This is a genomic window from Stappia stellulata (assembly GCF_020176715.1).
In the GTDB taxonomy this organism is placed as follows: Bacteria; Pseudomonadota; Alphaproteobacteria; order Rhizobiales; family Stappiaceae; genus Stappia.
Genome location: NZ_JAIVMF010000011.1, coordinates 43,638 through 55,846, shown reverse-complemented (window position 1 = coordinate 55,846; position 12,209 = coordinate 43,638). Strand labels below are relative to the sequence as shown.

The following is a 12,209-nucleotide window of genomic DNA, read 5'->3' as shown; positions in this document are numbered from 1 at the left end:
GGAGGTTGCCTTGCGGCGGGAAACCATTACGTCTATGCCGGACTTCGCGGCAAGTGCCGCGCTTGACCCGAGACCAAGACACTTTGGCTGGAGACGATCCATCAATGGAGCAGTTGAAACTCGCCGCGCTCGACCCGGACGATCTGGCGGTGATTTCCGCGCAGGTGCAGGATGCGGTGCTGAAGGTCGGGGATATTCGTTTCTTTCCCTCCGACCGGCACCTCGTCGTGACCATGAACCGCTTCGCCTGGGATGTGGAAGACGGCAAGCGCGGGCGAAAGCATGAGCGCCGGCGCGCGGCGCTGTCCTTCGCGCGCGTCAGCGATCTGAAGTCGCGCAACATCCGCCAGGATGCCAAGGACGCCGTGCTGTCCCTGCTGGCGGTGGAGTTCGAGGAAGGGGAGGCTCCGGCGGGCCGGATCAACCTGCTTTTTGCCGGCGGTGGCACCCTGTCCTTCGAGGTGGAATGCATTGAGGCGCAGCTTGCCGATCTGGGTGCGGCCTGGGCGACCGACAACAAGCCGCATCACGCGCTCGACTGACCCCAACTGACCCAAGACGCAACGCCCCCTTCGACAGTGAGTTCGGGAGATACCCTTGGCCCTTCGCCTCGCCACCACCGATCCTGGTTTTCAGGATCGTTTCCAGGCCCTTCTCGCCAGCAAGCGGGAGGCCTCCGCCGATGTCGATGCGGTCGTGCGCGACATTATTGAGGACGTGCGCGCCAAAGGCGATGCAGCCCTTCTCGCCTATACGGAACGCTTCGACCGTCTGCCGGCCGCCTCGGTCGCGGAGCTGACGGTGACGGCGGAGGAGATCGCCGCAGCGCTTGCGAAGATCGCGCCGGAAACGCTGGAGGCGCTGACGCTGGCGCGCGACCGGATCGCCTCGCATCACCAACGCCAGATGCCGAAGGACGACCGCTACACCGACGCGATCGGCGTAGAGCTTGGCTCGCGCTGGACGGCGATCCAGGCGGTGGGTCTCTATGTTCCGGGCGGCACGGCGAGCTATCCGTCCTCCGTTCTGATGAACGCGGTGCCGGCAAAGGTCGCTGGCGTGGAGCGGGTCGTCATGTGCGTGCCGAGTCCCGATGGCGTGCTCAATCCGCTGGTGCTGGCGGCGGCGCATCTCGCCGGTGTCAGCGAGATTTACCGGATCGGCGGCGCGCAGGCGATTGCGGCACTTGCGCATGGCACGGAAACGATTGCGCCCGTTTCCAAGATCGTCGGTCCCGGCAATGCCTATGTGGCGGCGGCCAAGCGGCGGGTGTTCGGCACCGTCGGCATCGACATGATCGCCGGCCCGTCCGAGATCCTCGTGGTGGCGGACGGCGAGAACGATCCGGACTGGATCGCCGCCGACCTCTTGAGCCAGGCGGAACATGACGTCAGCGCGCAGTCGATCCTGATCACCGACGACGCCGACTTCGCGAGCGCCGTCGAACAGGCGGTGGAGCGCCAGCTGGCCGTCCTGCCGCGCAAGGATGTCGCGGAGCCGAGCTGGCGCGATTTCGGCGCGGTCATCTGCGTGTCGTCGCTCGACGAGGCGCCGCCGATCATCGACGCTATCGCGGCGGAGCATCTGGAACTTGCCGTCGCCGATCCCGATGCGCTGTTCGACCGCATCCGCAATGCCGGCGCGGTGTTTCTCGGCCGCTACACGCCGGAGGCCATCGGCGATTACGTCGGCGGGTCCAACCACGTCCTGCCGACGGCCCGCTCTGCGCGCTTTTCGTCGGGACTTTCGGTGCTCGATTTCGTCAAGCGCACGTCGATCCTGCGCTGCAACGCGGACAACCTGCGGCAGCTCGGTCCGGCGGCGATGGCGCTGGCCGAAGCCGAGGGCCTGTCGGCGCACGGCCGCTCCGTCGGCATCCGGCTCAATCTCTAGCCGGATCGTGCGGGGCTTCGGCACTTGTCGAAAAGGCCCGGAGCGCGTTAGGTGTTGAGGCAATATCGCGCGCCGCTTCGGGTGTCGCAGCTGACAGGATAACGGGATGACAGCACCGCAGAACGCGACAGGGGGGTCAACCGCGCGTCTTGTCGAGGTCGAACTCGATGAGGGCTCGATCTCGCGGTCGACCCCGGACATCGAGCACGAGCGGGCCGTCGCCATCTACGACCTCATCGAGGACAACGAGTTCGAGCCCGTCGCGGACGAAGCCGGTCCCTACCGCCTCAAGCTGTCCCTGGTCGAGAAACGCCTGATCTTCGCGGTGTCGCGCGAGGACGGCACGCCGGTGGTCACGCACATGCTGTCGCTGACGCCGCTGCGCAAGGTCGTGAAGGACTACTTCATGATCTGCGAGAGCTACTTCGAGGCGATCAAGACGGCGACGCCCAGCCAGATCGAGGCCATCGACATGGGCCGTCGCGGCGTTCACAACGAGGGGTCCCAGATCCTGATGGACCGGCTCGACGGCAAGATACGTGTGGACATGCAGACGGCCCGAAGGCTCTTCACCCTCGTCTGCGCCCTGCACTGGAAAGGGTAGCGGCGGTGACGAGCTCCGGGGCAATACCCGGTGCAGTGCTCTTTGCCTGCGGCATGAATTCCGTACGCTCCCCCATGGCGGCGGCCATCACGGAAAAGCTGTTTCCGCGGCGCATCTACGTGCGCTCCTGCGGCGTGCGCGAGGGCGAGCCCGACCCCTTTGTGGAGGCGGTGATGGCCGAAATCGGCTGCGACCTTGCCAGTCACCGGCCGAAAACCTTCGAGATGCTGGATGAATCGGGCTTCGATCTGGTCGTGACGCTCGCGCCGGAAGCCCATCACAAGGCGCTGGAGATGACACGCACGGAAGCGGTCGACGTGGAATACTGGCCGACCCCGGACCCGACGCTGGCAACGGGATCGCGCGAGCAGATCCTCGACAGCTACCGCAGCGTTCGCGACATGCTGATGCTGCGCATCAAGAAGCGTTTCGGCTGGGCGCCGACGCCGGGCGGGTGAAGCTGCGCGAGCGCATCTGTGAACCGCGCCGGATGTCGGTCAGACAATCCGTGCCCTGGAAAATCGGAAATCGATCCCGAGCCTGGCCGCCTCGATCGCGTCATGCAGTTGGCCACTCATGAAGATCACCGAATTCAATTTGGGGTCGACCCAAAGATCGGCGCCGTCCAATGCCGATGCCGATACGGCAATGTCCCCGTCTTCCGGTTCTATTGCCCACCAGCGTCGAAAGCCGGTGGTCGGATTCTTCGGCCCCGGGCTGAGCTTTTTGCTCTCTTCCGGCAATAGGCAGTCCTTCTGCGAACCGAAATTGAGAAAATAGGATGGACCATGCAGCCGCGTGGTCTTGTCCATTTCGTAGATCGGGAACTCCACGAGCTCGCCCTCGCCGAGATCGAACTCCTTGAGCAACTCGGCAAGCTTCCCCTTGACGCAGAAAAAACCGTCGACGGCGAAAAGGTCCTTCACCCGGGACCAGCGTTTCGGATCGAACACATAGGCCGCCTCAACGAATTCATCCCGGCGAAGTTTTTCACCCCGCGCATGACGATTGAAGCGCTTGGCTTGTTCTTCTGTGGGCGTACCCATCTCGAATTTCGGCGGCGCCCAGTCCTGGCCGTAGTGCTTCTCCCGAATCCCCGGCTTGTCGAAAAGCCGGGAATTGCTGCCAACGGTGCTGACCCAGATTTCGCCCGGCATGTCACTCTCCCCAAGGCGCGCATCGCGTGGCGTGCGGCGTTTGCACCCTCTGGTTTCATGGATCGCGCGTTCGCGCAACCGTTCGCACGACCATGAGAGATGCCCTTTGCGAGAGCGATGCGAACCGCCGCGCGGGGCCGCGCGCGGCCCCTTTTTGTCGCGTGAAACTGCCTGTTTCCTTTCTGGGTGCGATCCGCTAGGTTCGCCGCCACATCTGGCAGAATAATCAGGAACCCATATGGCCAAGGAAGAAGTCCTCGAATTTCCGGGGGTGGTTACGGAACTGCTCCCCAATGCGACCTTTCGCGTCAAGCTCGAGAACGAGCACGAGATCATTGCCCACACCGCTGGCCGCATGCGCAAGAACCGCATTCGCGTCCTCGCCGGCGACCGCGTTCTCGTGGAGATGACCCCTTACGACCTCACCAAGGGTCGCATTACCTACCGTTTCAAGTGATCGCATTCGTTGCGGCCGGGCGTGCCGGCCGCCCGGATCGAGAGACCGCGAGCCGATGACCGCCTCCGACACCTCCATCGTCACAGATCGCCAGACGCTGGTGCTGGCGTCCGGATCGCCGCGCCGGCTGGCGCTGCTCCAGCAGATCGGCATCGACCCGGATACGCTGCTTCCCGCCGATATCGACGAGACGCCGCGCCGCGCCGAGACCCCGCGCGCGCTCGCCCAGCGGCTTGCGCGCACCAAGGCCGAGGTGGCGCGCCGGGCGGCTGACCGGGTGGAGGCCAATGTCGACGGTCTCGTGCTGGCGGCGGATACGGTGGTCGCGGTCGGGCGGCGCGTCCTGCCCAAGGCGGAAACGCAGGACCAGGCCGAAGCCTGTCTTCAGCTCCTGTCGGGGCGCGGGCACCGCGTCTATACGGCGATCTGCGTGAGCGCGCCGAAGGATGTCATCCGCCAGCGCCTGGTGGAAACCCGCGTGCGGTTCAAGCGCCTGTCGCGCGCCGAGATCGCGGCCTATCTCGCAAGCGGCGAATGGCGCGGCAAGGCCGGCGGCTACGCGATCCAGGGGCTTGCCGGCGCCTTTGTCGTCAAGCTTACCGGCTCGTACTCCAATGTGGTCGGCCTTCCCCTGCACGAGACCGCGAACCTGTTGAGCGGATTGAAATATCCGGTCCACGAGACCTGGCGCGACCCCGCCCGCATTCGCCCCTGATCCGTGAGCCTGGGCGTTCAAGGCCCGGATTCCGGCTTGGCCTCGCACGGCAAACCCTGCCATAAATCCTGAAAAGACATGCATGTCGCATGCGGGAAACTCGCGTGCGCTTGCGGGACTGTTCAGGGGGGGCAGGCATGAACATGGCAGCGTGGCTTGCGCGGGCCGGGCGGGCGAGGGCCGACCTTCCGGCGTTGGTGCGCGAGGGAACGGTTGTTGCGACCTATTCCCGCTTTGCCGAAAACGCCGCGCGCCTTGCAAGCGCCCTGCGCGGCCCGCTTGGCCTTGCGCCCGGCGACCGCGTGGCGATTGTCGCCAAGAACTCGCCCCACTATCTGGACGTGCTTTACGCGATCTGGTGGGCGGGGCTTGCCGCCGTTCCGGTGAACGCCAAGCTGCATGCGGCCGAGATCGGCTGGATCCTTGAAAACTGCGGCGCACGGCTTGCCTTTGCCGGCAGCGGGCAGGACGCGGAAATCGGCGCCTATGCGCCCGACACCCTGCGCGAGATCGTGACGATCGACGGTCCGCTGTATCGCAGGATGCTGGAGGCGGAGCCCGTTCCGCCGGCGACATGCGCGCCTGACGATCTGGCCTGGCTGTTCTACACCTCCGGCACGACGGGCCGTCCGAAGGGCGCGATGCTCAGTCACCGCAACCTGATGGCCATGAGCCTCGCCTATCTGAGCGATGTCGATCCGACGTCGCCGGGCGACACGCTGCTCCATGCCGCGCCGATGAGCCACGGATCGGGCCTCTATGCCATGGCGCATGTCGCCCGCTTCGGCGTCAACGCGGTCACCGCGTCGGGCGGCTTCGAGCCGGCCGAGGTTTTTGACGAGATCGCCCGCACGCCGGGGCTCTCGATGTTCGCCGCACCGACGATGATCAAGCGGCTGACCGACCATCCGGGCGAGACGCCGGTCGGCAACATCCGCACGATCATCTGGGGCGGTGCGCCGATGCATGTGGCGGACGCAATCCGCGCCATCGACCGCTTCGGCCCGCGCTTTGCCCAGATCTACGGCCAGGGCGAAACCCCGATGACCACCACGGTGCTGTCCAAAGCCGATATCGCCGACCGTGACAACCCGCGCTGGCGCGAAAGGCTCGGGTCGGCGGGGATCGCCAACAGCGCCGTGGAGGTGCGCATCGACGGGGTCGGCGGTGCGCCGGGCGTCAGCGGCGAGATCCTGGTGCGCGGCGATACGGTGATGCGTGGCTATTGGGGAAACCCGCAAGCAACCGCCGAGACGATCCGCGAGGGGTGGCTGCACACGGGCGATGTCGGGGCCTTCGACGCGGACGGCTATCTGACGCTGATGGATCGCTCCAAGGACGTGATCATCTCCGGCGGCACCAATGTCTATCCGCGCGAGGTGGAGGAGGTGCTCCTCGCCCATCCCCAGGTCCATGAGGTCTCGGTGATCGGCCGGCCGGATCCGGAATGGGGCGAGAGCATCGTCGCCTATTACGCGGGCGACGCGGAGCCGTCGGCGCTGGATGCCCTGTGCCTGGAGCGGATCGCCCGCTTCAAGCGGCCCAAGGCCTATGTGCGGGTGGAAGCGTTGCCGAAGAACAACTACGGCAAGATCCTGAAGACGGACCTGCGGGAGATGGACCGTCGGGCGCATGCCGATAGCGGGGAGGAGACGCAGCAATGACGAAACGTCTGGAGAACAAGGTCGCGCTGGTGATCGGTGCCGGTTCGAGCGGGCCCGGCTGGGGCAACGGCAAGGCGGCCGCCGTTCTCTTCGCCCGCGAGGGCGCGAAGGTCGTCTGCGCCGACATCAGCGAAAAGGCGGCACAGGAAACCCGCGACATCATCCTGTCGGAAGGCGGCGAGGCGGTTGCGACCGGCTGCGACGCCACCGTCTCCGCCGATGTTGCCAGGACCGTTGCCATGGCACGCGACACCTATGGCGGGCTCAATGTCCTCGACAACAACGTCGGCATCGCCGAGGTCGGCGGCGTCGTGGAACTGGCCGAGGAGGAATGGGATCGGGTCAACGCGGTCAATCTCAAGAGCGTGTTCCTGGCGATGAAACACGCCATCCCGGCGATGGAGGCAAGCGGCGGCGGCACGATCGTCAACATTTCCTCCATTGCCTCGATCCGCTACACCGGCGTTGCCTATTCCACCTATTATGCGACCAAGGCGGCGGTGAATCATTTGACCAGCACCACGGCGGTGGAGTACGCCGCGCGGGGCATCCGCGTGAACGCGGTCCTGCCCGGCCTGATGAAGACGCCGATGGTGGAACATGCGACGAGGCTGGCGGATGTCTATTCCGACGGCGACGTCGAGGCGATGTGGAAGAAGCGCGATTCCCAGGTGCCGATGGGCCATATGGGCGACGCATGGGACGTGGCGCATGCGGCACTCTTCCTGGTCAGCGACGAGGCGCGCTATATCACCGGACATGCTCTCGTCGTCGACGGGGGCATTACCCTGAAGTACAGCTGAGGCGCGGACGCTCCGCGCCGGACGATAGCCGGAGTTTCAAGACGCATGACCGACAAGCGACCTTCTTCCGACACGCCGCGTCGGGCACGGCCCTGCCCGGAATGCAGCAAGCTGTCGGTGGAGCCGTTTTATCCGTTCTGTTCCAAGCGCTGCTCGGACGTCGACCTGAACCGCTGGCTGTCGGGCAGCTACAGCGTGCCGGTCGTCGAGCTGGAGCCGGAGGATCTCGCCGAGCTCGAGGCGCGCCAGAACGCGGAGGATTCCGACCGCATGTGATCTCCGTCACCCCCGCTGGCGCGAGCGGGACCTAGACTACCCCAACGTAATCGGCGAAGGTTCCTTCACACCAAAGGCCAATTGCGAGCGTCAGGAGCGCCCGGTCATGCCCAGTCTCAGTCATTGGTTTTGTCTTCTCGCCGGCATCGGCCTGGCGATCGGAACGGTTCCGAATGCCAGGGCACAGGAGCGCGTCGGTGTGGCAAGTGCGGTGAACCAGAGCGCGCAGAGTCAGATCGGTGGCGGTCCGCTGAAGACGGTCCGCATCGGCAAGGACGTCTTCCACAACGAGCGCATTCGCACCGGCGGCGAGGGACGGGTGCAGGTTCTCCTGGCGGACGGATCCAACTTCATGGTCGGTCCGAACTCGAGCCTGACCATCGACAGCTTCGTCTATCGGCCGCAGGACGGGCAGGGCGAGCTGATCGCCACCTTCGGGCGCGGCGTTGCGCGTTTTGTCGGTGGCAAGGTATCCAAGGCGCGCGGCGGTGTGACCATCAACACCCGACAGGGCACCATCGGCATTCGCGGCGGCATGGCGGATCTCTTCGACCGCGACGGAACGACGGTCTATTCCTTCCTCTTCGGCAAGGGCCTGACGTTCTGGTCGTCCGGCGGCAACACTTTCAGGGTCTACAGACCCGGGTTCGCGATCTTCCCGACCGGATCCGGTGCACGCACGGGAAGGATGCCGCAAACGATCGTCGCGGCCATCAACCGGCTTCTGACCGGCGAGGCCCGCGGTGGCAGCCGGCTGACACAGGCGCAGCGCAACCGGCTGACGGGTCTCAACTCCGGCTTGCCGCCGGTGCCGGGTCAGCCGATTCCCGGGCCGGTGATCGTGTCGGGCGCCGGCGAGGTTCCCGGCCGCCTGCTCGACACCGGATTTGCGAACTCGGTGTTGCTCAAGTCCAGCAATACGATCTGCTACTACGCCTGCTGATTTGCCTTTGCGGCAATCGTGCAAACGTCACGGGATCTTCGCCCCGGCTTTGTTGCCAAGGTCAGGGCGAGGTGGCAGTGTCATGGTTCCATGCAAAGCGTATGGAAGTGTGATGGCTGCGCGCGATGCGGCGACCGGGAGTGGACGGCGATGACGGGACGTGTTTTGGGGTGGGGCGTTCTTGCGCTCGGTTTGGCGATCGTGCCGGCGCAGGCGGAGTATTCGCTGACGATCTTGCATATCAACGATCTGCATTCGCGTCTGGAGCCGATCAACAAATACGATTCCACCTGTTCGCCGGAGGACGACGCCAAGGGCGAGTGCTTTGGCGGCGTCGCCCGCATCAAGGCCAAGATCGACGAGCGCCGCGCGGCGCTCTCGGAAGCCGGGCGCAATGTGATCACGCTCGACGCCGGCGACCAGTTCCAGGGATCGCTGTTCTACACCACCTACAAGGGCGCGGCCGCCGCGGAGTTCATGAACGCGATCGGCTTTGACGCCATGGCCGTCGGCAACCATGAGTTCGACGATGGTCCCGACGGCTTGTCAGCCTTTCTCGACAAGGTGGATGTGCCCGTGCTCTCCGGCAACATCGATGTCGAGAACGAGCCGGCGCTGAAGGGCAAGGTCTTCGGAACGCTGGTCCTGACCGTGGGCGACCAGCGGATCGGACTGGTGTCGACGCTGGCGGAAGACACGGTCGACACCTCGTCTCCCGGCCCCAACGTCGGGTTCTTTTCGGCGGAAAGCTACCTCAAGGGCGCGGTGGAAGGACTTCAGGCCGCAGGCGTGAACAAGATCATTGCGGTGACGCATATGGGATTGCCGCGTGACATGCAGATCGCCTCGCGGGTGCCCGGCATCGACGTGATCGTCGGCGGTCACTCCCATACCCTGCTGTCGAACACCAACGACAAGGCCGCCGGACCCTACCCGGTGCTCGTGCAGAACCCGGTCGGCCGGCAGGTGCCCATCGTTCAGGCCTATGCCTACGGCAAGTTCCTCGGCGAGATCGAGGTCGTGTTCGATGACGGCGGCAATGTGGTCTCCGCAAACGGCAACCCTGTGCTTCTCGATGCGTCCGTGGCCGCCGACAAGGCAGTTGCCGCACGGGTAGCCGAACTCGGCAAGCCGCTCGAGGAGCTGAAGGCCAAGGTCATCGGCGACACCACCGCGGCGATCGACGGATCCCGCGACAGCTGCCGCTCCGGCGAATGCGCGATGGGCAATCTGGTCGCGGACGCCATGCTGGAGCGCGTCCGGGCGCAAGGCATCGACATCGCAATCCAGAACGGCGGCGGTTTGCGGGCCTCCATCGAGGCGGGCGAGGTGACGATGGGCGAGGTGCTCACGGTGCTGCCCTTCCAGAACACGCTCGCAACCTTCCAGCTGAAGGGTCGCGACGTGATCGCCGCGCTTGAAAACGGCGTGTCCCAGGTGGAAGACGGCGCCGGCCGCTTTCCGCAGGTGGCCGGACTGCGCTTCAGCTGGACCCGCGCCCGGCCGGCCGGCGACGGCCGCATCATCAAGGCCGAGGTGTTCCAGGACGGAGCCTGGGTGCCGCTCGATCCGGAAAAGGCCTATGGCGTCGTCTCCAACAATTACATGCGCGGTGGCGGGGACGGCTACCGGGTGTTCGCCGATGCGGGCATGAATGCCTATGACTACGGTCCGGGCCTCGAGGAGGTTGTCGCCGACTACATCAGCGACATCCAGGGCGGCTATGCCCCCTTCACCGACGGGCGCATCCGTGAGGTCGAATAGGGTCGCGAACGCAAGCGGGTCCCGCTTGTGGTGTTGCTGCAACAGAGGCCGGAAAACGCGGATCCTGCACGTCGAGGTGCAGGACGTGACGCTGCGTCTCCCTTAGGTTTGGCAGTCGAGCGGGTCTGGCCCGTCATGCAGGCAGGCCAGACCCGAAAAAGGAGGGGCGTGTTGTGCTGAGGCGCCATCTTTTGTCTGTCGTGCCGGGTCTGGCGCCCGCCTGCAACGCTTTGCGGGCGGTGGTGCTGGTCGCTGCCGCGATCACCCTCGCACAGGCTGCCTCCGCCCAGGGGATGGACGAACAGGCGGCTTTGGAAGCCCGTCAGGAGGCCTTGCTGTCGGCGATGCTCGCCGATCCGCAGAATCTGGACACGGCCTTCGAGCATGCGGCCGTCTCGGTGCGCCTCAACGACTATGAGGCCGCGGTCGGAACGCTGGAGCGCATTCTGGTCATGGCGCCGCAGAGCCCCGCCGTGCTCCTGGAACTCGGCGTTCTCTATTACCGGCTCGGATCCTTCGAGACTGCCCGTATCTACCTTCAGCGCGCGGAAACCACGCCGGGCGCCTCGTCCGATGTGGTGGAGGCGGCACGCCAGTTCCAGGCCGCCATCGTGACGGCCGAAGATCCCCTCAAGGTGTCGGGCATCGTCACCACGGGCGTGCGCTATCAGAGCAATGCGACCGCCGGCCCCGGCGAACGCATCGTCCGGCTCGGTGGAAGCCTGGTTCTTCTGTCCGACACCGTGATCGGCCAGCCGGACTGGAATGCCTTTGTCGCCGGAAATGTGCATGTAAGCTACGATCTCGGCAACCAGGGCGACCTCTTGGAGGCCGACATCCTGTTTTACGGCGATCGCTACCTCGACACCGAGCGGCTGAACAGCGAGATGGCCGAGATCACCTTCGGCCCCTCGTTCAACCTGGCGCGTTTCGACATCGATGACGCCCGTTTCGGTGTCTACGGCATCGTCGGCGGGGTGCGCCTGAACGGCGGCAACTACTCGGGAACGCTTGGCGCGGGCGTACGCCTGGCGATCCAGCCGTCATCGCGTTCCACGGTCAATGCCAAGATCGAATACCGGCACAACTGGTTTCGCGACAGCGCCACCTATCAGACCGTCAGCAACCGCAACGGCTACGAGATCTCCGGCCGCCTGTCGCAGGTGTTTGCGCTTGATGACACATGGTCGCTGCGGGCCGCATTTCTGGGTGGTTTCGAAAATGCCAAGGCGTCCTTCGAAACCAACTGGCATGCCGGGGGCGGCCTTGGCGTGACCTATCGGTTCGCATCGCCCGTCGAGCGCCTGGAAGCGCCCTGGATGATCGATCTGGATGTAGGCTATCTGCACCGCGCCTATGACGCACCGGATCCCTCGGTCAGCCCGACGCTGGCGCAAAGAGACAATGAGGGCTGGGTGCGCGGAGCGCTGGGCGTGCCGCTGCGCCCCGATATCCTCTTGTCCGTCTCCGCCGAATACCGCCGGGTCCAGTCCAACTACCAGACCCGCGATTATTCCAATACGACGGGGATGTTGAGCGTTTCCAAGGTCTTTTGAGGGGGCAGTGCGGCGGCGCGGCGCAGGAATTTTCAGCGGCGCCATAGATGCGCGAGAGAGGCTGACGGCGCCGGCCGATCACCGGGACCGCGGCTTTTGCGGGCGGCGAAACCGCCGCAAGATCTGCTTGTGCAAAACTTCGTGCTGGCAACTGGACACGCCCGTTTTCAGCCTCTATAAGACCGGCACTTCAAGGCGTTCGCCCATGGGCGTTCCGCTTGGCCCAGGTAGCTCAGTTGGTAGAGCAGCGGATTGAAAATCCGCGTGTCGCTGGTTCGATTCCGGCCCTGGGCACCACTTACCCCACATTTTCATGTCGTATCCACCGGTGCTGCAATGTCACGGCACGGTCGACGCGCGTCCGGTCGGAATTTGCC

The 12,209-nt window shown here is 65.2% G+C and carries 13 protein-coding genes and 1 tRNA gene; 13 read left to right on the top strand and 1 reads right to left on the bottom strand.

What is annotated here, in order from left to right; all coding sequences use genetic code 11:
• Positions 1–104 precede the first annotated feature (104 nt).
• The 4 genes from LC092_RS13840 (at position 105) to LC092_RS13825 (ending at position 2,955) form a co-directional block, all read left to right on the top strand.
• Positions 105–542: a DUF2948 family protein gene (locus LC092_RS13840; RefSeq protein ID WP_224807314.1), complete on the top strand. Its 438-nt coding sequence runs from the start codon at positions 105–107 to the stop codon at positions 540–542.
• Positions 543–597: 55 nt separating this feature from the next.
• Positions 598–1,893 (top strand): histidinol dehydrogenase, encoded by a 1,296-nt coding sequence (hisD, locus tag LC092_RS13835; protein ID WP_224807313.1) that lies wholly within the window; start codon positions 598–600, stop codon positions 1,891–1,893.
• A 106-nt stretch (positions 1,894–1,999) separates the two neighbouring features.
• Entirely contained in the window at positions 2,000–2,497 is a 498-nt protein-coding gene (locus tag LC092_RS13830; RefSeq protein WP_224807311.1) for a UPF0262 family protein, read from the top strand.
• Positions 2,498–2,520: 23 nt separating this feature from the next.
• Positions 2,521–2,955, top strand: a complete 435-nt coding sequence (locus LC092_RS13825; protein ID WP_412103582.1) for a low molecular weight phosphatase family protein — start codon at positions 2,521–2,523, stop codon at positions 2,953–2,955.
• A 39-nt stretch (positions 2,956–2,994) separates the two neighbouring features.
• On the opposite strand, the gene LC092_RS13820 is transcribed toward LC092_RS13825, so the two are convergent.
• The gene (locus LC092_RS13820) at positions 2,995–3,654 is read right to left on the bottom strand and encodes an imm11 family protein (RefSeq protein ID WP_224807307.1); all 660 of its coding nucleotides are present in this window, start codon (positions 3,652–3,654) and stop codon (positions 2,995–2,997) included.
• Between the two features lie 238 nt (positions 3,655–3,892).
• Between LC092_RS13820 and infA the strand changes: the two genes are divergently transcribed.
• From infA to LC092_RS13775, 9 genes are all read left to right on the top strand, one after another.
• Positions 3,893–4,111: a translation initiation factor IF-1 gene (gene infA / locus LC092_RS13815; RefSeq protein ID WP_224807306.1), complete on the top strand. Its 219-nt coding sequence runs from the start codon at positions 3,893–3,895 to the stop codon at positions 4,109–4,111.
• Between the two features lie 55 nt (positions 4,112–4,166).
• Positions 4,167–4,826, top strand: coding sequence for a Maf-like protein (locus LC092_RS13810; RefSeq protein ID WP_224807303.1), 660 nt, complete (start codon positions 4,167–4,169; stop codon positions 4,824–4,826).
• 137 nt (positions 4,827–4,963) lie between these two features.
• Positions 4,964–6,490, top strand: a complete 1,527-nt coding sequence (locus LC092_RS13805) for an AMP-binding protein (RefSeq protein ID WP_224807295.1) — start codon at positions 4,964–4,966, stop codon at positions 6,488–6,490.
• Positions 6,487–7,293 carry an SDR family NAD(P)-dependent oxidoreductase gene (locus LC092_RS13800; RefSeq protein ID WP_224807294.1) on the top strand — a complete coding sequence of 269 codons (807 nt, stop codon included), beginning with the start codon at positions 6,487–6,489 and terminating at the stop codon, positions 7,291–7,293. Before LC092_RS13805 ends, LC092_RS13800 begins: the two co-directional genes overlap by 4 nt.
• A gap of 45 nt (positions 7,294–7,338) precedes the next feature.
• Entirely contained in the window at positions 7,339–7,569 is a 231-nt protein-coding gene (gene yacG / locus LC092_RS13795; protein ID WP_224807293.1) for a DNA gyrase inhibitor YacG, read from the top strand.
• Between the two features lie 106 nt (positions 7,570–7,675).
• Positions 7,676–8,512, top strand: coding sequence for a FecR domain-containing protein (locus LC092_RS13790; protein WP_224807291.1), 837 nt, complete (start codon positions 7,676–7,678; stop codon positions 8,510–8,512).
• A 150-nt stretch (positions 8,513–8,662) separates the two neighbouring features.
• On the top strand, positions 8,663–10,276 hold the full coding sequence (locus tag LC092_RS13785) for a bifunctional metallophosphatase/5'-nucleotidase (RefSeq protein WP_224807289.1): 1,614 nt from the start codon (positions 8,663–8,665) through the stop codon (positions 10,274–10,276).
• 173 nt (positions 10,277–10,449) lie between these two features.
• Entirely contained in the window at positions 10,450–11,832 is a 1,383-nt protein-coding gene (locus LC092_RS13780) for a tetratricopeptide repeat protein (protein WP_224807287.1), read from the top strand.
• A 221-nt stretch (positions 11,833–12,053) separates the two neighbouring features.
• Positions 12,054–12,129 (top strand) — tRNA-Phe (locus tag LC092_RS13775).
• Positions 12,130–12,209: the final 80 nt, after the last annotated feature.